Genomic DNA, 21,391 nt, shown 5'->3' on the forward strand with positions numbered 1-21,391 from the left:
AGAAGAGGAGACTCGATATATGAACTCGACAAACACGTGGACGGAAAAAGTATGCGGCATGACCTGGGGGTGGACCGGCGTACGGGGCTCCTGGACGGGACCCGAGGCGGAATTCTCCATGGAACGCATGGCGGACATGGACGTGAATTGGGTGGCCATCGCGCTGTCGGCCGTGCAGGCAACGCCGCAGTCGACGGACATCCCGTTCCGGGAGGAACCGACGGTGACGGACGATGAGGTGCGATGGGCTATCCGCAAGGCGAAGAGCCTGGGCCTCAAGGTGTGCTTGAAGCCGGTCGTGAACGTCGCGAACGGAACGTGGCGGGCCCATATTAACTTCTTCGACGAGGAGGTTCCGGGTGAACCGAGCTGGGCGGAATGGTTCCGCTCCTATGGGGAGTTCATTCGCCATTATGCCGAAATCGCGGAGGAAGAGCGATGCGAGATGCTGTGCGTGGGCTGCGAGATGGTGCAGGCCGACAAGCGGGACGCGGAGTGGCGGGCCCTGATTGCAGATGTACGAAACGTCTACGGCGGGCTGGTGACGTATAATTGCGATAAATATCAGGAGGAGCGCGTGGGCTGGTGGGATGCGGTAGATATCATCTCCTCCAGCGGCTATTATCCGATCGACCAGTGGGAGGAGCAGCTGGATCGGATCGAAGGCACGGTCCGCCGATGGAATAAGCCGTTCTTCTTCATGGAAGCCGGCTGTCCGAGCCGCGAAGGCTCCGCGGCCCGCCCGAACGATTGGTCGCTGCCCGGCGGACCGTCGGAGGAGGAGCAGCGGCAGTATTATGAAGCGATGTTCGCTGCTTGCGCCAAGCGGGAGTGGATGCAGGGGTACATGCTGTGGGATTGGCCGGCGCGGCTGTATGGCGTGGAGGAAGCGTCCCTGAATGATGATTATTGCATGTACGGCAAGTTGGCCGAGGAGACGGTGAAGACATTTTATGCGGCCGGCATCCGGGTTTAATGCAGGATCGGACAGGCGTACCGGCTCGGTGCGCAAGGTAGCTGAACATAAACATAGGGTTAACATCGCACCGCACGTTTCTTAGGACGTACGGTGCGATTTTTGCTGCCGGCTGCCGAGAAGCAGGTTATTTCGAGCCTAACAAGAAAATGATATGTTAGCATAATTTATGACAATAAAAACAAAAACAATTCATTTGTTTTGAACGTGTTAGCGATTATCATTTGAAATGTAAGCGATATCAGTAAGCGCTTCATGAAGATGCGAAGAAACGCAAGTACATTCAACGTACAGGGGGAAGACGAAATGAAAAAAAGATTTACGATGGCACTGCTTCTGCTCTTAACCGTATCATCCATTTTGGCCGCCTGCGGAGGAAATAAAACGAATAACGCAGGCACCGAGGCACCGCCGAGCGGCAGCGCCGGCAGCGAGCCGACCGAGGCATCCGGCGAAGCGGAGCTGGGCGGCAAGCTGAAGGTGTTGACGCATCGCACCGACCTGGTGAACGACGGCACGTTGGACAAATACGTGGAAGCCTTCAAAGCGAAATATCCGAAGGCGGAGATTGAATTCGAAGGATTGACCAACTATGCGACGGACATTCAGGTCCGGCTGACCACGGGCGAGGCCGGCGACGTGCTGATGATTCCGACTGGCCTTGCCACCTCGGAGTACGGCAAGTACTTTGAGCCATTGCCGGATACGATGTTCGAGGACGTTTATTTTGCGGACAATACCCTCTTCGAAGGGAAACGCTATGGAATCTCCACCGGCGTCAATACGCAAGGCATTGTATACAATAAGAAAGCGTTCCAGGCTGCAGGCGTCGACAAAGTGCCGACCACGCTGGATGAGCTGTACGCAGCCGCAGAGAAGCTGAAGGCGGCGGACATCATTCCGCTGTACATGAACTTCGGAGCCCAATGGACGATGGGCAACTGGGCGGATAACTCCGCATGGTACGTGAACGGGGATCCGCAGTTCGCTTCGAAGCAGGTCGCCGAGGAAGCGCCGTTCCAGGTGGATAATGCTTGGGGCATCCTTGCGAATATCGGACGCACCTTCGTGCAAAAGGAATGGGTAGAGAAAGACTTGTACACAAACAACTGGGAGATTTCGAAAGGCGAAATGGCTTCCGGCAAAGCCGCGATGTACTTCCTGGGCAATTGGGTGATTCCGCAGGTGATCGGCGCCGGCGCGGCTTCGGAGGACATCGGCTTCTTCCCGCTCCCGTACGATAATAGCGGCAAGTACAACGCGCCGCTCGGTTCGGATTACTTCATCGCCGTCAGCAAAGACAGCAAGAACAAAGAGCTTGCTACCGCGTGGGTCGATTTCTTCGTGAAGGAATCCGGCTACGTGGAGGATTCCGGCTTCATGCCGATCATCAAATCGGCGGAGTCCTCCATCTCGCAGCTCGCCGAATTCCAATCGTTTAATCCGAGGCTGATCGAGAGCGAAGCGACCGATCCGAAGTTTAACGAAATCGCGAACAAGGCACAAATCGGCATCGGAACCGGCGATTACGTACAGGAATATATTGTGGCCGACGATCTGCAGGCTGCGTTCGACAAGCTGAACGCGAAGTGGAAGGAAGCCAAAACCGCACTGGGCTATTAATTCGAGAATCAACGGGTTAATGTCGAGATGCAGCTCTAAGCGGCCTTACTCTGGATGATCCAGAGTAAGGCCGCTTTTTGCGTATGCTGATCGGTTGTACAACAGCTTCACCACAGTATGTATGCCAGCAGGTATTGTTTAGATCCTTTGAGAGGGTAATCCTATTAATTTCCGGGGAAACGCCGGACTTTGAGGATTAACCTGGAAAGATACTTAAGAGTATTTTATAGTAACAGTAAGACTTGGAGGTGACTCACATGGGAGAAGGGACTGTTATTCTAAGAACTAAATTGCAGCCGCCAGCATTACGGGATTCATGGATCAGCCGTTCTGTATGGGATGTGAGGGAGAATCAGGGCAGCGGGTATCGGATCATCACGATTGTAGCCCCTGCCGGCAGCGGAAAGACCACCGCATTGGTCCAGTATATGCACCATGAAGGGCAGCACAGACTGGCATCTTGGTTAACTTTGGATGAGCAGGATAACGATTTGCGGAGATTTTGGCGCTATATGATCCATTCACTCTTGCCCTACTTACCTTCCGGGATCGAAAATCGGCTGCTGCCCCTGCTGGTTCCTTATTCAGGTCAAGTGATTTATTCTTTCTTGGATCAATTTATTATGGAGATGCATGGCATCTCTCTGTCTATAAACGTGGTATTGGACGATTATCATTCGATTACCCATCAGGAAATTCATGAAAGTCTGAATTATTGGATCGAACATTTGCCGGATTCTGTCAGGGTGTTCATCGCTTCGCGCGCGGAGCTGCCCCTCGAGGGGATGGGGAGATGGCTGTTAAGCGGAAGATTGCAGCGGATAGGAGCGCAGGAGCTAGCATTCAACGAGGAGGATGCGGGCTCTCTGTGCCAACATACACTGGGGCGTTCCCTCGCCCCTGAGAAGCTGAATAGCTTGGTTCGACGTACAGAAGGATGGGCAGCCGGACTCCAATTAGCACTTATTGCACAGCGGCAGAACGAAGCTGCTGGCATACCGGGCTCTGATGCTTTTAGCCAAAGTAACAGGCAGTTGAGTGATTACTTGAGTCATGAAGTCATGCGCGGGCTGGACAAGCCTTTACGGCAGTTTTTGCTGGAAACCTCGGTTATGAGGCGATTTCACGCGGACATATGCGCTGCCGTCACCGAGCTGCCCCAATGTGATGGCATGCTGGAGGTGCTAAAAGCCAAAGGGCTATTTCTGATTCCCTTGGATCACCAAGAACGGTGGCATCGTTATCATCATGTGTTTGGCGATTTCTTGAGCAGCTTATTAAAGCAGCAGAACCCCGAGCGATGGATTGAGCTTAACCGGAGAGCAAGCCAGGTATATGCTCGCGAAGGATGGCATGAGGAAGCGATCGATTACGCCTTGTTGGCGGAGGATTACGAGATGGCAGCCGCTCTGGTGGATCAGCATATGATGGAGCTGATCAAGAAGGGAGAATTCGACCTTCTTCAGCTGTGGCTTAACAGGTTTCCCGAAGGAATACGTTTGCCGGACAGATTGCTGTTTGTGAAGATCTTTGTATATTCTCTTCTAGGGAAGCGTGACCAAGCACGGGATTTGCTTGAACGATTGGAAGCAGGTTTGTATGGACTGCCAATAATGGAGCGGCAGCTAGAATGGCTGAGCGGGCTTTTTTTTGTAAAAGCCAATCTTGCTTTTAATTCCAGACAATTTGATGAATGGTTCCAGTTTGCTCAGACGATTGAACATCGACTGCCGGAGGATCCCATATTCTTTAATTTCAATTATAATAACCGGGAACCTTTTGTGCGCAATACACCGTTCGGGCTTCAAGGCGTTCTTACGAATACCACGGCACAGGTAGGCACACAAATTGTCTCGATTCTGGAACGCCATGGCTGGGAGGATTCCTTGATGTGTCAATATGTCATGCAAGCCATGGCAGAAGGCTTTTATGAGAAGAATGAGCTGGATGCATGCGTATTCTGGCTGGATCGGCTTTTAGAAGGAAGACGATACAAAGACGTTCCAGGCTTGTTCATTCCGATCCGACTGACTATGGCTAGGCTTAAACGGAAGGAAGGAAACCACCATTCGGCAAGGGCGATCGTGCAGGATGCGTTGAATATCATGGAAGCAAGAGAAGATATATTATGGTGCAGTGCCTTGCGGGCTTTTTTGGTAGAGATCGATCTTAGAGACGGAGAGTTGTCCCAGGCAGAGGCTGGCTTTCAGGAGCTAAACCTTTCGTCGATGCAGCGGATAAGCCTTGAGTATTCATTGGAAATCATGACCTGGGCGCGACTGCTCATTCATCAGCAGAGAGCCGATCAAGCGCAGGCTATGCTTGCGGCCCTCCGGATTCAAGCCGAAGAAGCTGGAAGCATTAATATTACCGCATCTGTCATCGTCCTGCAGGCCTACGCGGAATACACTCGCGGAAACGTAAAGGTAGCTACCTTGTTTCTTCAAGAGGCGCTCTCGCTTGTCATGCCGTATCGATATAAACGCACATTTATGGATGAAGGGAATTGGGTGTATCAACTACTGCAGGAGCTGAATACTAACGGTGATGCTATGAAGACAGCTCCATTGAAGGATTATATGGCTGAACTGATGGAAGAGATGAGACAGGAGAAACTGGCAAGCCTGGATCTTCTGGATCATTTCGGTACATATGGGCTAACACCCCAAGAAACAACAGTGCTGGCCCTGCTTCACCGGGGAGATACCAACCAGTCCATCGCCGATGAACTAGGACTCACGGTGGGGACCGTGAAGGTGTACTTGAACCGGATATACAGTAAGTTAGGTGTCAGCTCAAGAGTACAGGCGGTACTGAAGACCTTCTCGGGATCTGAAATGGAACGTTCGAAATAGAGGAGCATTTATTTCATTGTACGTACTTCTCCTTGGGTACACGATGTGTGGGTCGGGGCATGGGTGGATGGCTGTCGATCATATGTATTACTTCATAATGTTTATGCACCATAGCCGTGGATCAGGGGATGAGCCGCGGTTTTTTCTCGTTTGTCCCCCTTTGTTAACTTTGGATAATAGGCAATGGTCCCGGGGTTTTGTATACTTTTGTCGCATTCATACGAAATCCATAGAAGGGAGTCGACGCATTGCAACGTAAAATATGGCACATATGTCTCATCGTACTCTTGCTGGCAAGCCAGATGGGTACCACAGGGCATGCGGATACGGGAAAGGCAGGCTTACCCGGAGAGACTAACATCGTTTCGATATCCTCAAAAGGGTACCATACGTTAGCCTTGCTGGATAATGGAACGGTTTTGTCCTGGGGATCGAATATGGTAGGACAGCTGGGGAATGGGAAACAAGGTTCGAATTTCAGCACCAGCTTTGCGCAGCCAGTTTATGAGAAGGTGAACGGTGAACTTAAAGTTCTTGCGAACATTGTAGCAGTCGAGGCATCACTACAATACTCGCTTGCTCTATCCGCTGACGGAACTGTATACGGCTGGGGTTTAAATGCAAGTAATGAATTGGGGCGGCCGTTCGAGGGAACCTATTATTATCCAACGGCAATTCCGATTGCAGGCCTGCCTCCGATTGAACAGATTTCTGCCGGAGTTACGCATGCTGCCGCTTTGGCGAAAGACGGAACCGTGTGGGCTTGGGGAGATAATCAGTCGGGTGCAGTGGGTAACGGGAACAATGGCCCGCTGGAGTATGTCGAAAGACCGGTTCAGGTGAAGAAGAACGCTTCCGAATTTCTAACAGGAATTAAGCAGATTCATGCAGGGAATTGGTTTACCATGGCCGTAACGGAGAATGGGGAGTTGCTGGGCTGGGGGTATAACGGAACTTATCAGCTGGGAGACCTCACGACAAATAGTCGTTCATATCCCGTCCATGCGCTGGATAAGAACAAGAATCCTCTGAATGGAATCAAGAAGGTATCTACCGGTAATGATTATACCTTGGCCTTAAAAGAGGACGGAACCTTATTAAGCTGGGGGGTCAACGGTTATGGGCAGCTAGGCTCTGACACACTCCAGGGGACTTATTCAAATTATCCCAAGCCTGTATTGGACAAAGCATCTGGAGATGCTTTCGGCCATGTTGTTGATATATCGGCAGGGATTGCACACGTCGCAGCGATTCGCGAAGACGGCAGTGTGTGGACCTGGGGCGGCAATACCATTTGGGGTTCAGGGGACATTACAGGACAGCTTGGCAGTGGAGATGATCGGTTGGAGGAGCGGCCAGGACGAGTCACCAGGCTGCCGGGTAATGCTAAAGTATTGCAAGCCGAGACCGGCGGTCATCATACGGTAATCATGCTGGATAACGGCACACTCTGGAGCATGGGGAGTAATAGAGAAAAACAGCTCGGAGGCGGCTATAAAATGGACAGCGCTATAGAGCCTAACCAACTGTCACTCAGTCATTATGACAAAGCTTACTGGCCTAAACAAGGCATCGGACCGGTTATGGGGCAGCCATACCGGTTGACACTTCAGCTGGCCGGCCATGAAGGACAGCCAGTCAGCTTCGGTACGGACGTCGTGGATATGCAAGCTGTAGGGGCGACGATAGTAGGGCCTGTAAGTTACGTAGGAGAAGGGCGTTATGCGGCTGATATGCTGGCAGACTCTCCAGGGCCTGTTCAGGTAACGGCCAGGATCAATGGCCTGGAGGTTCCAGCAGCGCAAATTGTTGTACTCTCCGGAGAGCCTCACCCTGCCCAGTCAGAGCTGACAGCAACGCCTTCCATGTCAGTCGTTGGCAGTGCCGATCCGGTCGTATTGAGATTGCAGATAAGGGATGCTGACGGAAATGAGCTGAACCGAAGCGGCGGTAAGGCGGCATTCACCAGCTCGCTTGGAACGGTCAGTGAACCGGTAGAAACCTCTTATGGCGTTTATGAAGCCGAGCTTCGATCCGATACAGCAGGTATAGCTAATATTGGTGTGACTTTGGATGGCAAGCCTTTTGACGTGTCAGCCAAAGTATCGTTTAGAGCCGGGACTCCCAACAGAGCTTATTCCACATTAACGGCGAACCCGAAAATCGTGGTGGCAGATGGCAAGCAATCCACAGAGATCAAGCTTCACATCAAAGATGTCCATGGCAACGATCTGGATGATTATCTTGGCCCTATTGAGTTAATTTCTTCTTTGGGGCAGATGACGACGGTGACAGAGTCGACCTATGGCGTCTATGAGAGCACCTTGGTATCTAATCAGCCGGGGATCGCCACAATCAGTGCATCGTCACTTGAAGGTCTGCTGCTCGCGGATCCCATTACGGTTGAGTTCGAGTTATTCATCCAAGGCATATCCTTCAACAAGCAGCAATACGAACTGGAGAGAGGCAGCTCGCTGCAAGCCAGTCTTATCGCAGCGGATGAACATGGCAATTCGAGAAACATTACATCGAATAGCAAGTTAACGATAGAGGACGAGACGATTGCGACAATCAGTCCTGAGGGGCTGATTACAGGAAAAGGGAAAGGACAGACCGTTCTAAACGCCGTTTATGGCACGCATTCCACTAGTGCCGTAATCAAGGTTACGGATAAGGATGTTGACCCGGGTCCTGCTCCGAATCCCGATCCTGGATCAGGGTCGAATCCGGGTACGGTCACTGAACCCGAGTCAAACTCGGGCTCTGGTTCCAATCCCATTCCGACTCCTGGAACCGACAAGAAACCGGACTCTGAGTCAGGGAAAGGGGACAAACCAGCGGTGCCTCCGGCAATCGAAGATCAGGATCCGGTGCCTGGGAGTGGGGATGACGGAGAAAGAATAGAGACTGTAAAGTTCTCTGACGTGAAAGGACATTGGGCTGAGGATGCTATCATGAAAGCAGTTAAAGCAGCTAAGATTAGCGGGTACCCAGATAAAACCTTCCGGCCCAATTCCTATATTACGCGTGCCGAGTTTGTCGTTCTGCTGAATCGTTGGTTTGGGCCGTTCGCTTCTGTCGAGGCCGACAGATCCGACACAAGTGAATATTGGCCTAATTGGTCTAAGGATGCCATTTCGGATGCTATGCAAGCAGGCATCTTGAAGGGCTATAAGGATGGCTCTATACGTCCGAATCAATCGGTTACCAGAGGAGAGCTTGCCGTGATGCTGCAGCGTGCCATGAAGCTTGCAGGAGTCCCGCTCCCTGTGGAAGGAAACAGCAGCCTGTCTGCTTACAATGACCATGCCCTGGTGCCAGCCTGGTCAAGGGAAGCCATGATGGAACTGTCTGCCCGTGGATTGATCCAAGGTGACAGCCAGTCTAATCTGAGGCCAGGGAATCCGGCAACTCGGGCCGAGACAGTGGTCCTGCTCACTCGCCTGGAAGCGATATTAGAGCAAGGAAATTAATCGGATTTCACCGAGTATGGGCAAGCAGCCGCCTCTCTATAACGTATAGGGAGGCGGTTATTTCATTATCGCCAACAGGGGGCATCTATCGGAAACAGGTTACTGTAGATCAGATTCTATTTATGGAATCTTTACCAAAAATGGCACAAGTCTATTATAGGTTCTAACAAATTTGTTACATCCTACTTGCGTTATGACGATATTATAGAATAATATGAAAGGGCGCGGCTTTCATAGAGGGAACCCGCGCTTTTTTGCTATCTGGCTTGCCTCGGCACCTTCTTATCGGAAGCCCCCCCTGTAAGAGAGTGTAACGACGCGAAAGGCCGTCAACCTTAAGGATCTGTAGGCTTGAGGTGCGCATTTTCATATTTTCCATGTATAATAGAAGAAATCATTCAAATAGGAGCTAGGAAATGAAAAAGCTAGGAAGAAACGATCTATGTCACTGCGGAAGCGGGAAAAAGTACAAAAGATGTTGTCTTGAAAGAGATGAACGCACGGTATACGGTAAAGTCATCCAGTTCCCTGGTGCGAAAGCAGCAGAGCCTAAGCTACAAGTCGATCAGTTGCGACAGATGATCAACGACAAGCTGGGGTGGATGGATTGGATCGCCGATGAGCATCGCGAGCTTGCAGAGTCTGTGTTTCCTCAGATCTGCCGGGATTACGAACTGCAGGATGAGCAGCAGCTGTTTCAAGTGTTCAGCCTCCTGATGGTCTGGAACAGCTTCTCCAGAGAAGCCAATCCGAAGTACCGCAAACAGGGTGGATATGCAAGTGCGATCGAATATATAGTAACTTCATCGCTTAACATTCCAACAACGAAGTCCGATATCGCGAAGAAACACGAGGTTTCGGTAGCCACGCTGACTCGCAACAGCGGCCAAATTCAAGATTTCATGGATGGCGTAGCGGCATCCGCAGACGACTCGTTCGCCGAGGATGAGGAACCCGCTGGCGAAGAGGATAAGGACTTGTCCTTGGGACGTTAATTGCCAAAGAGCCAAAAGTGAAAGATCCATAGCAATAGTACAAGCATTTGCGCATTCGGTTTCATAGCTTGACCGCTCCCACAAGGGGGGCGGTCATTTTGCGTTGAAGGACCCAATCAAATTCCAAAGTTGTTTATACAAGTTAAGCCTATATGGTTTATGAAGGCCTTGGTGATCCAAATCTAAATGTCGAACGAGTAGGCCGGCAGAGTACGTCATGGGGGTCACCACATCCCTGCCGAAGATATCATGCACCGGCATCATTCTTCTATGCAAAATCTTCTCTAATACATGAGCCTGGTTGATCATTTACTTGTGATAGATAATGGCGCACTGAGTGGAGAAATTGTGCTGGAGGCAGAATTCGGGGTAATTAAGCATAGGGAATTTAATTTGCCGAATTAGGTTTTACCTATCGTTAATCAGCTGAAGCCTTGGAAAATTAATTCTAAAAAATTGTACTAAATAAAACTTTACACTCAAGCCGCTCCACTCAAGTGGAGCGGATATTTGCATTAATCTATAAACTGGCGTTTTCGAAAGACTGCTTTCCGTACTAGGCAGAGGCTCCGCGTGACTTCGTCAGCAGCCAGCCCAAAGCAATGCCGTACAGCAGATGACCGGCCAGCCAGAATAGAAGGGCAGCAGGGTCTGATAATTCCGGGGTACGGTCAGACAAGACGGTGGTCGGATATAGGAGAAGTCCTACGGCCAAACAGGCCAATGAAACCCAGGACAAGATTCGCCCGCGGGACCAATTCTTCTGCTTCAAAAAGATGGCTAGAGCGATGCTCAGCAGGACAGAGATGACGAGATGCAGCGCAAACTCGACAAGTTCGGAGAGCTTGAGTTCCTTCAAGAGAGGCACGTAATCGACGTTCAGGAGCAGCGTGTAGACCTCCAGCGAGGTGACGTGCTCGATGATCTTGAGGAACAGCCCGAGAAGAATGCCCGCCGCGATGCCTGCCCAGACCGGCCCGTTCAGCTTCCATGTACTCCGCATGAGCGACGCCCCCTTTTTTCGTTTATTGTATAATACCTGTCGTTCCGATGCGAAACGAACATTCTCGCTGTACAACATTGGAACGAATGAAGCGAGTACGATGACAGGCGGATAAAAGTGAATCTTGATTGCCAGTTTTTTTCTAAGCCCTTGAAGGTGAGGAGAATCAGGCTCTTCTTCGGCGAAGTCAGCAAGTCGTTGACACTGCCGGGCCTCAGCTATGCAGGAGCTACCATGCTTAGGGTGTAACCAATCCTTGTTGAGAAATTGTATAGTTCGTTCTTATATCCTAGTTCTATAGACTTATACAGCAGGGGGATAGGATGACAGACGAGTACTTTGACGAAATGCGCAAGTTCGGTCACGAGGATGAGATGAGGTATCGTATGTTGATGCGAGGGGTAAAGAAACTGCTGGAACAACGGAAGCGTGAAAAGTCCAAGCTGTTCGGAGGACTTCCGCTTCGACAGAAGCATAAAACCCCGCGTGCAGGCAAATGGTCATAAGCGGTCGGTAACCGAATGGTTAGCGGAACAGCATGTGTACAAGTGGTGCAATGGAAGACGAAACCTATGTATTTAGCGTTTATTACAAATATAAAAGGCTGCCCCGACGTTTTTGGGGCGGCCTTCTTTGTGCCTCTACAGGCCTTGATATGTCTCTGTAGGCCTTGATATGTCTCTACATACCTTGATGAGTCTCTGCGGGCCTGATGTGTCTCTGTAGGTCTTGATGTGTCTCTGTAGGCCTTGATATGTCTCTTTTGTTTCTCGACATAGACCCAACAGATACAACAGATTCAAAGGTCCAAATAATTAAAAAAGCCGGCTTTCCCGCATAAAGCGAAAACGAAGCCGGCTGTTATGTTTGTATATGCTAGACCGTTGCCAGTTCAGGGGCGGGCGTCGGAGTTGTTGTTGGTTGATTCGGTTCTGCCGTATTCGGCTGGACAGCCGAAGGTCGGCGTTTGCCCTTCCCGCGCGGAACGCACATCGGAGTCCCGTACAGCGGGTCCTGAATAATTTCGCATGGGAGCTGGAACACGGTCTGCATCAAGTCGGAATTGATGATATCTCCCGGTTTGCCTTCAGCCTTGATGCTCCCGTCGCGGATGGCCACGATATGGTCGGCATAACGGCAGGCCAGATTGATATCATGCAGCACCATGACGATGGTCCGCTGTTCTTTGGCGTTTAAGTCGTACAGCAGATCCAGCACTTCGATCTGGTGCGTTAAATCCAGATAGGTGGTCGGTTCGTCCAGCAGAATGAGCGGCGTTTCCTGCGCCAGCGTCATCGCAATCCAGGCCCGCTGCCGCTGGCCGCCTGACAGCGAGTCAACTGTACGATCAGCCAGCTCGGTCAGTCCCGTGGATTCAAGAGCTGCTGTGACCGCTTCTTCATCTTCCCGCGACCATTGGCGCAGCCAGCTCTGGTAAGGATAGCGCCCTTGCTTCACCAGCTGCATGACCGTCAGCCCTTCCGGAGCCGTTGGTCCTTGAGGCAAAATGGCGAGCTTCCGCGCAACGTCCTTGGTGGACAGGCTTGCGATGTCGGCCCCGTTTAGTACTACCGAGCCGCGCTGCGGCTTCAGCAGCCTGGCCATGGAGCGCAGCAAAGTGGATTTGCCGCAGCCGTTGCTGCCGATAAACACGGTGATTTTACCTATAGGCACGGTTAAATCCAGATTTTCGAATATAAAGTCTCCCCCATAGGACAGACCCAATCCCTTTGCTTCCAGCGTATTCATGACGCTTTAGCTCCTTTCGGTTCTAGAATCGATTGCGGTTACGATACAGCAGGTAGAGGAAGAACGGCGCGCCGATCGCGGCGGTGAATACGCCTGCCGGCACGTCGCGCGGCAGAAAGGCCGTCCGTGCCACCAGGTCCGCGACGAGCAGCAGAATCGCACCGATCAGCGCGCTGACCGGAAGCACGCTTCCGAAGTTGGGCCCCACGAGCCTGCGGGCCATATGCGGCGCCATTAATCCGATAAAAGCAATGGCGCCGCCGATCGAAATGGCCGCTCCGGCCAGAGCAACGCTGAGTCCGATCAGAATCAGCCGCTGCTTCTGAACCTGCGCGCCCGTGCTGCTGGCCACGTCGTCTCCCAGTGCCTGGATATTCACATTTCTGGCTTGCAGCCAGGTTAGCGGAAGAAGAACGGCGATCCAAGGAAGCAAGGTCATTACGTCCTTATCCCAGGACATGCCGTAAATGCTGCCCGCCATGAAGGTAAGCGAACGGTCCGCCAGCTGCAGCGGTCCGGAGATGATCAGCATATAGGAGATCGATTTGATCGCGGCCGATACCCCGATTCCGATCAAGACGAGTCGCAATGGCGATACGCCATTTTTCCAGGCAAGCACATACAGCAGTCCGGTAATGAAAAAAGCGCCGAGAATGGCGAAGAGCGGCATCCAATGGATGGATACGGCGCCCGTAAATATGAAGATAAAGAGAACCGCCCCCAGCGATGCTCCCTCCGTAATGCCGATGACATCCGGAGAAGCAAGCGGGTTGCGAATGACGCCTTGCAGAATCGCCCCCGCCACCGCGAGAGCCGCGCCGATCAGCACAGCAATGATAATACGGGGCAACCTTAGCTGCATGACGATGACCTGCTCCATCGGGGGAGCGTCACCGAATAACGCTTTGACGACATGCAGCGGCGAAACAAACTGGCTGCCGGTTCCCGTGCTGATAATCATGGTTGCAATGCAAAGCACAGATAGGATCATACATACCCATAGGGTTCTTCGCTCCAGCATAAACGAGACTTTGGCGTTCCGGGAACGGAATATGCGGTGTTTACTCATTGTGCTCGCCTTCCTTTCCTGGCTATGTACACGAAGAACGGCACCCCGATGATTGCGGTCATCACGCCGACAGGGACTTCCTTCGGCATGGCAATGTATCTGGAGCCGAGATCGGCCGTCACCAGCAGGAGTGCGCCAAACACCGCACTGTAAGGTAGTATCCACCGATAATCATTTCCTATTAAATACCGAACGATATGAGGGATGATGATCCCTACGAATGCGATGGGTCCCGCCGCCGCTACGGAGCCGCCGGCCAGCAGGATGACGGCTGCAGCAGCTAACAGCTTGATGAGTGCGGTTTTTTGCCCGAGGCTCTGAGCGATGTCGTCTCCCATGGAGAGGGCGTTCAGATGCCGTCCCAGCAGCAGCGCAGCCAGCATGCCAACGGCCATGTACGGCCATACGGCGGTTAGCTGGTTCAAATCGCGTCCGGCTACCGAACCGACCAGCCATACCAGCACCTGATCAAACATTTTGCCGTCGGAGAGCATTAATCCTTGGGTCAGGGAGTGGAAGAAAGCGGCCATGGAAGCTCCTGCCAAGGTGATTTTGACCGGCGTCATGCCGTCCCTGCCGATGCTGCCGAGGAAGAATACGATACCGCCGCTGACGGCAGCTCCGATCAACGCGACCCAGGTAAGGGACTGGAGTCCGCCAATGCCCAGCCAGCCCGATGCCAGAATAATGAAGAAAGCCGCGCCGGAGTTCACGCCAAGCGTGCTCGGCGACGCAATCGGATTGCGCGTGATGACCTGCATGAGCGCACCCGCAACCGCAAGGCATGCCCCCACGGCGACGGCAATGAGCGCTCGAGGAAGCCTTGCCGTGAGAATAATCAGATGTTCGTTGCTTCCGTTAAAGTGAGTGAACGATTCCCATACCTGATGAAGAGGGATGTTCGTTACTCCGAATGCGATGCTGCCCATGACGGCAGCGGCCAGCGCCAATAGCGATATCAATAGTCCGAATACGCGCATATATGCTCACTTTCTTAAGTCCATGAATAATTAAGTTCATATGAATTTTAGGTGAAGGGACGGTATCTGTCAATGAGCTTGATAATCATTCTCACAAATATATTGATATTTTTCATGAAACCCTTTATAGTTTTGAATCAGTGATTGATAATGGTTTTCAAATAGAGCGATATGACACAAGGGGGATTTAGATAGGAATGGGAACAGGAATGGCAAAGAAACGGGCAAGAGGCCTCAAGTTTAGCTTGCTGGCTCTGGTTATGATCGTGATTCTTGCGGGGTGCGGAGCAAGCCCGGCGCAAGAAGGGACAAGCAACGCGGGCGGCGACACGACGAATACCGCAGAGGGCAACAGCGGGGCTGCTGCCGGCGGCGAATCGTATGAAGTTACGCATGCCATGGGGACGGAAACGATCAAAGGAACGCCTCAAAAGGTCGTCGTCCTCACGAACGAAGGAACCGAGGCGCTTCTCGCCTTGGGCGTGAAGCCGGTAGGTGCCGTTAGATCCTGGACGGGGGATCCATGGTATCCGCATATTAAAGACCAGATGGAAGGCGTTACCGTTGTCGGGGAAGAGAGCCAGCCGAACATCGAGCTGATCGCCGGTCTGCAGCCTGACCTGATCATCGGCAACAAGATGCGTCAGGAGAAAGTATACGAGCAATTGAAGGCGATCGCGCCGACTGTTTTTGCCGAGGATCTGCGCGGCGAGTGGCAGAACAATTTTGAGCTGTATGCCAAGGCGCTGAACAAAGTGTCGGAAGGCGAGGAACTTTTGGCTGCTTACGACAAGCGGATCCAGGAGTTCAAAGAGAAGGCCGGCAGCAAGCTCGACGAAACCGTCTCTGTTGTTCGTTTCATGGCAGGCAAGACGCGGGTGTACCACACCAATACGTTCTCGGGCGTTATTTTCGATAAAATCGGCATCGCCCGCAACGACATGACTAAGAACGCCAAAGACGATTTCGTGGACGAGATCACGAAGGAGCGTCTGCCTGAGGTGGAAGCCGACAGACTGTTCTACTTCACTTATGAGACAGGGGACGGCGGCGCCAACCAGACCGAGCAGGAATGGATCAACGATCCGCTGTGGAAGAACCTGAACGTTGTGAAGAACGGTCAAGCCCACAAAGTGGATGACGCGATCTGGAATACGGCGGGTGGCATCCTGGCGGCCAACCTGATGATCGACCAGCTGCAGGAGTTTTACGGCATTCAGTAAGGAATGAAGACGGATGCTGAAGGCTAGTATCATCATATAGCGGAAGATGCTAGGAACAAGTTAAAAAAGGAGGCATCCCTCAAGATCTGAGATCTTGCGAGGGTGCCTCCTTTTTTAGCATCGCGCGTCGGCAGCATCGCGCGTCGCCGGCATCGCAACGTCGCCAGAACCGCAACATCGAAGTACCGCCGGTATGCAGCTGCATGTCACATTGCTCGCCAGTACAGCTTAACCAACTCCGGGTATCATGCCGCTAACCATGACCTGTTAACGGACACCAGTTCCCTTATTTCCCTGATTAACCCTCGATTCTTAGATCTAACGGACACAGGATCCCCTATTACCTCAATAAGGAGCCTATTTGCGATCAGATTCTATGAATAACGTATCTGGTGTCCGTTAGCCATCAAAAATTACGCCTATTCAGCTAAATAACGTATCCTCAGTCCGCTTGTCCTTGAGCGGTCGCCCCAAGACCAGTAGTCGCACAAGACCAGTAGTAGCATCAATACCAGTAGTCACACTAAGACGAATAATAGCATCAATACCAGTAGTCACACTAAGACGAATAATAGCATCAAGATCAGAAGTAGCACCAAGATCAGAAGTAGCATCAATACCGTAGTCGCCCCAAGACCAGTAGTCGCACAAGACCAGTAATAGCACCAAGACCAGCCAGTCACCAAGGTACTCGTTAACGGACACCAGTTCCCTTAATTCCCTGATTAACCCTCGATTCTTAGATCTAACGGACACAGGATCCCTTATTACCGCAATAGACTGTCCTTTTGCCATCATATTCTATGAATAACGTATCTGGTGTCCGTTAGCCATCAAAAATTACGTCTTTTCAGCTAAATAACGTATCCTCAGTCCGCTTGTCCTCGAGCGGTCGCCCCAAGACCAGTAGTCGCACAAGACCAGTAATAGCACCAAGACCAGTAATAGCACCTACTATATACTACTTTGTGTCCCCCAGGTTTCTAGCTCTAACCCATAGCTGCTTTAAGTTATGCTGTTCTAAGTTGTTTTGGTCGGCAGCCATCCATGCATACCCTTGGGACACCGAATCCACCCATGTCCTCCCTGTAATAACGCTCGCTTCACGGTAACTTTTTACGACATCTTCACCACGATCTCCGCCCCTGCAACATAGGTCATCGCTTGGATGTATTCCGGGTCTTGGGCACGCTGTTCCATTTCCACCGGAGTGAGGTCCTCCATTCGTGTCTGTACCCACCATAAGTTGCCGAACGGGTCCCGTACCCGTCCCACCCGATCGCCGAAGAACAAGGTCGTTGGCTCCGTCACCGAGACCGCTCCTGCGGCCAGCGCTTGCCGATACACGTCATCGCAATCCTCAACATACAAACGGAGGTATGCCGGGCTATCCGGCCATTCCGGCTTTGCATCAAACATCATGACGACGGCATCTCCGATTCGGACCTCGGCATGGCCGATGACACCATCGCCAACATAGACGCGGGCAAGCTCTTCGGCTCGGAATGCTTGTTTGAGGAAATCGATCAGCGCTGCGGAGTTTCTTGAGATGATCCACGGCGTCACGGAGGTGTAGCCATCCGGAATGGGTTTAACCGCTTTCGGTTGGTTCGTCATAAATACGCTCGCTCCTTTAAATTTCATTTATTTGAATTGCGCTTATGCACTCATTATGCGGGGGCATATATGACAGCCGAGCGTCAGTGTTTCCGGTATGAGTTTGGGGTAGCCTGCGTTTTTATCTTGCGAAAAGACAGCCGCCACCGTACATCGTCACAATCACGCGGTCGGAGGAAGGTTCGAGCTTGAGGTTCCGTCCACAAACTGTTAACGTTTGACACCACCCCCAAACCTATGTACAGTATTAGACAAAAGAATAGGAAGTCCACTAGGGGAGCCGTTGGCGGCTGAGACAAGAGCGTATCTTGGACCCTTTGAACCTGATCTAGTTCGTACTAGCGTAGGAAAGTGGAGCCTTCGAACATGAGGTCTCGGTGCGCTTTTTGGCGTACCCGGGCTTGTTGACGAAGCCGCTCCAGTTTTCGGGGCGGCTTTTTAGCGTTGTCTGAAAAGTCGTGTCTTACGGACTTCCTGCTCTTCAATATGTTGGAGGTGGGGACAAACATGAGTTTCACGCAAGCGCTCCGTCAGCAGGCGGGAGGCATTTTTCAAGCAATCTTCGATCATCCCTTCGTAAAAGGCATTGCCGAGGGGAATCTGGCACGGGAACAGCTGATTCACTATGTAAAGCAGGATTTTGAGTATTTGAATGCCTACATGCGGATTTACGGAATTGCCATATCCAAATCGACCAGCCGGGAAGAGATCGCGGCCTTTAACGAACAGATTTCATTCATTCTGCACAGCGAGGTGCACCCGCATCAAAATTTTTGCGCAGCTGCCGGTGTGACCTATGAGGAGCTTCAAGGATATCCGCTGGCTCCGTCCGCGCATCATTACATCCGTCATATGCTGACGGTAGCGCATGAGGGTAGTTTGGGCGAGATTATGGCCGTGCTGCTGCCGTGCCCATGGACGTACCTGGAGATTGGCCGCAAGCTGTTGAATGAGGTGAAGCCGGATGCCTCCCATCCGTTTTACGACTGGATTTCTTTCTACGGAAACCGGGGGGAAGACGCAACAGCCAAGTTCTGCGACCGTGTCGATGCATGGGCGGAGGGTGCGACGGCAGCCGAGCTGGAACGGATGAGGGAGCATTTCATGCTGAGCTGCCAGCTGGAGTATCTGTTCTGGGACATGGCTTATAAGCAGGAGGAGTGGCCGGTGCAGCTGGAGGCTGCCGTGCTGTAAAGAGCGATGTTCACAAGCACATGGAATTCCATTATAGCGAAGAGAGGCTGATATAAAATGCGTTCATGGGAAAAAGAGGTTTCGGCGCTTTTAACGAAGGTACAGCAGACGAGCCCCCTCGTTCACAATATGACGAACGTGGTGGTTACGAATTTTACGGCTAACGGCTTGTACGCGCTGGGCGCGTCGCCGGTCATGGCTTACGCGCCGGAGGAAGTGGCGGATATGGCCGCCATCGCGGGCGCGCTCGTATTAAACATCGGCACGCTGAACCGCGAGCTGGTGGATGCGATGATGATCGCGGGACAATCGGCGAACGCCCATGGCGTGCCGGTGCTGCTGGACCCGGTCGGCGCGGGAGCGACCCGTTTTCGGACGGAGTCGGCGCTGCGGATCCTAAGCGAGGTGAAGGTTTCGCTCGTGCGCGGAAATGCGGCTGAAATCGCTCACCTTATCGGGGAGGTCCGCGAGATCAAGGGCGTAGACGCAGGCAATAGCGCAGGCAGCAATCATGCCGAGCTGGCCGTGCGGGCTGCGCGCGAGTTAGGCACGATCGTGGCCATTACCGGTGAAGAGGACGTGATTACCGATGGAACGGAAGTGCGCATCATTGCCGGAGGGGATGCGCTGCTTACGAAGGTGACCGGCGCAGGCTGCCTGCTGACCTCGGTGCTGGGTGCCTTTGCCGCGGTGGAAGCGAACCTGCTGCTTGCAGGTACGGCGGGTCTGGCCTTCTATGGGGCCGCGGCGGCGAAAGCTGCTGAGCGAACGGCAGATCTGGGACCGGGAAGCTTCCAGATCGCTTTCCTGGACGAGCTGGCGAAGCTTCATCCAGGATCGCTGGAAGGGTATGCCGCTGTACTGGAAGCGGGAGCGGCGGCTGCCGGAGGCACACGATGAGCGAGGCTCGCATACCCCGTGCCCTGACGATTGCCGGGTCTGACAGCGGCGGCGGCGCCGGCATTCAGGCCGATCTGAAAACCTTCCAGGAGCTCGGCGTGTACGGCATGTCGGCGATTACCGCGATCACGGTGCAGAATACCATGGGGGTTCACGGCGTATATCCGCTGCCGCCCGAAGCAACTGCGGAGCAGATTGAAGCGGTTGGCTCGGACCTCGGAGTAGATGCATTGAAGACGGGCATGCTGTTCAACGCCGAGATCATTCGGCTGGTTGCTGACCGGATTCGGGCATTCGGCTGGGGGAAGGTCGTTGTCGATCCCGTGATGATCGCCAAGGGCGGGGCGGAGCTGCTGCAAAGCGAAGCGGTGCAGGCTTTAAGAGAAGATTTGCTGCCGCTGGCGTTGATTGTCACCCCCAATATACCGGAGGCCGAAGCATTGGCGGGGATGCGAATCCGCACGATGAACGATCGCAAAGAAGCGGCGAGACGTATTCATGCTCTTGGGCCCAGGATCGTAGTGATCAAAGGCGGTCATGACGAGGGAATGCTAGGCAGCGGTGAAGATGCGGATCACAAAAGAGACAGGGGAACAGCCATAGCGGCGGGTATGCAGCAGGAAGAGATGCCTCAGTTCGAAAGGACGCACGGTCTAACGAGAATTGCCATGCCTGCTGGGGAGTATAGGGGGGGCCGCCCGTTCTTTTCCAACGATGACGGTAATCCGGAAAGTCCTCCGGTCATCGACATCGTTTATGATGGTACGGCCTTCACAGAATTATATGGCAAAAGAATTCATACCGTTCATACGCATGGTACCGGATGCACTTTCTCAGCTGCCATTACGGCAGGTCTGGCCCAAGGCTTGAGCGCATTCGATGCGATTCAGAGCGGGCGCTTATTCATTCAAGCGGCCATTGAGGACGGCTTAAACCTAGGGCAGGGGCAGGGGCCGACCAATCATTGGGCATACAATCGCCGCCGTCAGGCGGTGCTGCGATGACGGGCAGAGTGGCACCTGAGATCATGAGACGGCATCTGCGGATGTACCTCGTGCTCGGCAGCGTGAACTGCAGCGTCGAGCCAAGCTTGACCGTGCAGGAAGCACTGGCAGGAGGCGCAACCATGGTCCAGTTCCGTGAGAAGGGACAAGCAGCACTCGCCGGGGAGCCGATGATTCGGCTGGCTTGCCGGATTCAGGATCAGTGCCGCCAAGCGGGCGTGCCCTTCATCGTCAATGACGATGTGGAGCTGGCACTGAAGCTGAACGCCGACGGCGTGCACGTCGGCCAGGACGACGAATCCGCAGCTTCCGTCCGCGAGCGGATCGGCAACCGGATTCTCGGTGTTTCCGCCCACACGGTGGAGGAAGCGAGGCGCGCGATTCTCCACGGCGCCGATTATCTTGGCATCGGGCCGATCTATCCGACCCGCTCGAAGGATGATGCCAAAACTGCGCAAGGCCCGGCAATTCTCCATGAGCTTCGCGAAGCTGGAATCCACCTGCCGATCGTTGGGATTGGCGGGATTACCGTGGAGCGCGTGGAGGAAGTGATTGGAGCGGGTGCGGATGGCGTCGCGGTGATATCCGCCGTGACGGGAGCGGAGTCGGCGCGGGAAGTTGTAGAGGCTTTTATAGGTAAGATACGATGTACGACCGAAAGAATTTCTTAAGATGTAAGAGGGATTATAATCGGATCATGAAACAAGGGGGCCGACTTCTGCGGCACCCT

16 protein-coding genes and 1 riboswitch are annotated in these 21,391 nt (G+C 52.9%); of the genes, 11 read left to right on the forward strand and 5 right to left on the reverse strand.

The window, feature by feature from the left end; translation table 11 throughout:
• Nucleotides 1–19 precede the first annotated feature (19 nt).
• From MHH82_RS05650 to MHH82_RS05670, 5 genes are all read left to right on the forward strand, one after another.
• Nucleotides 20–976 (forward strand): glycoside hydrolase family 113, encoded by a 957-nt coding sequence (locus MHH82_RS05650; RefSeq protein WP_340964180.1) that lies wholly within the window; start codon nt 20–22, stop codon nt 974–976.
• Between the two features lie 306 nt (nt 977–1,282).
• A complete protein-coding gene (locus MHH82_RS05655; RefSeq protein WP_340964182.1) occupies nt 1,283–2,599 on the forward strand; it encodes an ABC transporter substrate-binding protein in 1,317 nt (438 codons plus the stop codon).
• A 257-nt stretch (nt 2,600–2,856) separates the two neighbouring features.
• Nucleotides 2,857–5,454 carry a LuxR C-terminal-related transcriptional regulator gene (locus MHH82_RS05660; RefSeq protein ID WP_145038929.1) on the forward strand — a complete coding sequence of 866 codons (2,598 nt, stop codon included), beginning with the start codon at nt 2,857–2,859 and terminating at the stop codon, nt 5,452–5,454.
• Between the two features lie 248 nt (nt 5,455–5,702).
• Entirely contained in the window at nt 5,703–8,927 is a 3,225-nt protein-coding gene (locus tag MHH82_RS05665; protein WP_340964187.1) for an RCC1 domain-containing protein, read from the forward strand.
• A gap of 416 nt (nt 8,928–9,343) precedes the next feature.
• Nucleotides 9,344–9,922, forward strand: a complete 579-nt coding sequence (locus MHH82_RS05670) for a YecA family protein (protein ID WP_009593170.1) — start codon at nt 9,344–9,346, stop codon at nt 9,920–9,922.
• A gap of 556 nt (nt 9,923–10,478) precedes the next feature.
• Here the strand turns inward: MHH82_RS05670 and MHH82_RS05675 are convergent.
• Nucleotides 10,479–10,925 carry a hypothetical protein gene (locus MHH82_RS05675; RefSeq protein ID WP_145038927.1) on the reverse strand — a complete coding sequence of 149 codons (447 nt, stop codon included), beginning with the start codon at nt 10,923–10,925 and terminating at the stop codon, nt 10,479–10,481.
• Nucleotides 10,926–11,248: 323 nt separating this feature from the next.
• Here MHH82_RS05675 and MHH82_RS05680 point away from each other — a divergent pair, with 323 nt between their 5' ends.
• Complete coding sequence (locus MHH82_RS05680; RefSeq protein ID WP_009593172.1) at nt 11,249–11,431, forward strand: hypothetical protein; 183 nt, start codon at nt 11,249–11,251, stop codon at nt 11,429–11,431.
• A gap of 370 nt (nt 11,432–11,801) precedes the next feature.
• On the opposite strand, the gene MHH82_RS05685 is transcribed toward MHH82_RS05680, so the two are convergent.
• Genes MHH82_RS05685 through MHH82_RS05695 form a run of 3 tightly spaced genes read right to left on the reverse strand, consistent with a single transcriptional unit; the run spans nt 11,802 to nt 14,723 of the window.
• Entirely contained in the window at nt 11,802–12,674 is an 873-nt protein-coding gene (locus MHH82_RS05685; protein ID WP_340964194.1) for an ABC transporter ATP-binding protein, read from the reverse strand.
• 22 nt (nt 12,675–12,696) lie between these two features.
• On the reverse strand, nt 12,697–13,743 hold the full coding sequence (locus MHH82_RS05690; RefSeq protein ID WP_340964196.1) for a FecCD family ABC transporter permease: 1,047 nt from the start codon (nt 13,741–13,743) through the stop codon (nt 12,697–12,699).
• Nucleotides 13,740–14,723 carry a FecCD family ABC transporter permease gene (locus tag MHH82_RS05695; protein WP_145038924.1) on the reverse strand — a complete coding sequence of 328 codons (984 nt, stop codon included), beginning with the start codon at nt 14,721–14,723 and terminating at the stop codon, nt 13,740–13,742. The genes MHH82_RS05690 and MHH82_RS05695 overlap by 4 nt, the downstream gene beginning before the upstream one ends.
• A 197-nt stretch (nt 14,724–14,920) precedes the next feature.
• On the opposite strand from MHH82_RS05695, the gene MHH82_RS05700 reads away from it, so the two are divergent.
• On the forward strand, nt 14,921–15,946 hold the full coding sequence (locus MHH82_RS05700) for an ABC transporter substrate-binding protein (RefSeq protein ID WP_340964199.1): 1,026 nt from the start codon (nt 14,921–14,923) through the stop codon (nt 15,944–15,946).
• A gap of 1,116 nt (nt 15,947–17,062) precedes the next feature.
• Here MHH82_RS05700 and MHH82_RS05705 read toward each other — a convergent pair.
• Complete coding sequence (locus tag MHH82_RS05705) at nt 17,063–17,563, reverse strand: VOC family protein (protein WP_012819265.1); 501 nt, start codon at nt 17,561–17,563, stop codon at nt 17,063–17,065.
• 263 nt (nt 17,564–17,826) lie between these two features.
• Nucleotides 17,827–17,930: riboswitch (TPP riboswitch) on the forward strand.
• Nucleotides 17,931–18,070: 140 nt separating this feature from the next.
• Here MHH82_RS05705 and tenA point away from each other — a divergent pair.
• Genes tenA through thiE form a run of 4 tightly spaced genes read left to right on the forward strand, consistent with a single transcriptional unit; the run spans nt 18,071 to nt 21,332 of the window.
• Nucleotides 18,071–18,757, forward strand: coding sequence for a thiaminase II (gene tenA, locus MHH82_RS05710; RefSeq protein ID WP_340964201.1), 687 nt, complete (start codon nt 18,071–18,073; stop codon nt 18,755–18,757).
• A gap of 57 nt (nt 18,758–18,814) precedes the next feature.
• Nucleotides 18,815–19,657, forward strand: a complete 843-nt coding sequence (gene thiM / locus MHH82_RS05715; protein ID WP_251499667.1) for a hydroxyethylthiazole kinase — start codon at nt 18,815–18,817, stop codon at nt 19,655–19,657.
• Complete coding sequence (gene thiD / locus MHH82_RS05720) at nt 19,654–20,661, forward strand: bifunctional hydroxymethylpyrimidine kinase/phosphomethylpyrimidine kinase (protein ID WP_340964205.1); 1,008 nt, start codon at nt 19,654–19,656, stop codon at nt 20,659–20,661. The genes thiM and thiD overlap by 4 nt, the downstream gene beginning before the upstream one ends.
• Nucleotides 20,658–21,332, forward strand: a complete 675-nt coding sequence (gene thiE, locus MHH82_RS05725; RefSeq protein ID WP_340969829.1) for a thiamine phosphate synthase — start codon at nt 20,658–20,660, stop codon at nt 21,330–21,332. The genes thiD and thiE overlap by 4 nt, the downstream gene beginning before the upstream one ends.
• The last annotated feature ends 59 nt before the right edge of the window (nt 21,333–21,391 follow it).

Source organism: Bacillus sp. FSL K6-6540, from assembly GCF_038007545.1.

Coding starts and splice junctions, on each gene's coding strand:
- MHH82_RS05650 (WP_340964180.1), top strand. CDS start 20: ATGAACTCGACAAACACGTGGACGGAAAAAGTATGCGGCATGACCTGG.
- MHH82_RS05655 (WP_340964182.1), top strand. CDS start 1,283: ATGAAAAAAAGATTTACGATGGCACTGCTTCTGCTCTTAACCGTATCA.
- MHH82_RS05660 (WP_145038929.1), top strand. CDS start 2,857: ATGGGAGAAGGGACTGTTATTCTAAGAACTAAATTGCAGCCGCCAGCA.
- MHH82_RS05670 (WP_009593170.1), top strand. CDS start 9,344: ATGAAAAAGCTAGGAAGAAACGATCTATGTCACTGCGGAAGCGGGAAA.
- MHH82_RS05675 (WP_145038927.1), bottom strand. CDS start 10,925: ATGCGGAGTACATGGAAGCTGAACGGGCCGGTCTGGGCAGGCATCGCG.
- MHH82_RS05680 (WP_009593172.1), top strand. CDS start 11,249: ATGACAGACGAGTACTTTGACGAAATGCGCAAGTTCGGTCACGAGGAT.
- MHH82_RS05685 (WP_340964194.1), bottom strand. CDS start 12,674: ATGAATACGCTGGAAGCAAAGGGATTGGGTCTGTCCTATGGGGGAGAC.
- MHH82_RS05690 (WP_340964196.1), bottom strand. CDS start 13,743: ATGAGTAAACACCGCATATTCCGTTCCCGGAACGCCAAAGTCTCGTTT.
- MHH82_RS05695 (WP_145038924.1), bottom strand. CDS start 14,723: ATGCGCGTATTCGGACTATTGATATCGCTATTGGCGCTGGCCGCTGCC.
- MHH82_RS05700 (WP_340964199.1), top strand. CDS start 14,921: ATGGGAACAGGAATGGCAAAGAAACGGGCAAGAGGCCTCAAGTTTAGC.
- MHH82_RS05705 (WP_012819265.1), bottom strand. CDS start 17,563: ATGACGAACCAACCGAAAGCGGTTAAACCCATTCCGGATGGCTACACC.
- tenA (WP_340964201.1), top strand. CDS start 18,071: ATGAGTTTCACGCAAGCGCTCCGTCAGCAGGCGGGAGGCATTTTTCAA.
- thiM (WP_251499667.1), top strand. CDS start 18,815: ATGCGTTCATGGGAAAAAGAGGTTTCGGCGCTTTTAACGAAGGTACAG.
- thiD (WP_340964205.1), top strand. CDS start 19,654: ATGAGCGAGGCTCGCATACCCCGTGCCCTGACGATTGCCGGGTCTGAC.
- thiE (WP_340969829.1), top strand. CDS start 20,658: ATGACGGGCAGAGTGGCACCTGAGATCATGAGACGGCATCTGCGGATG.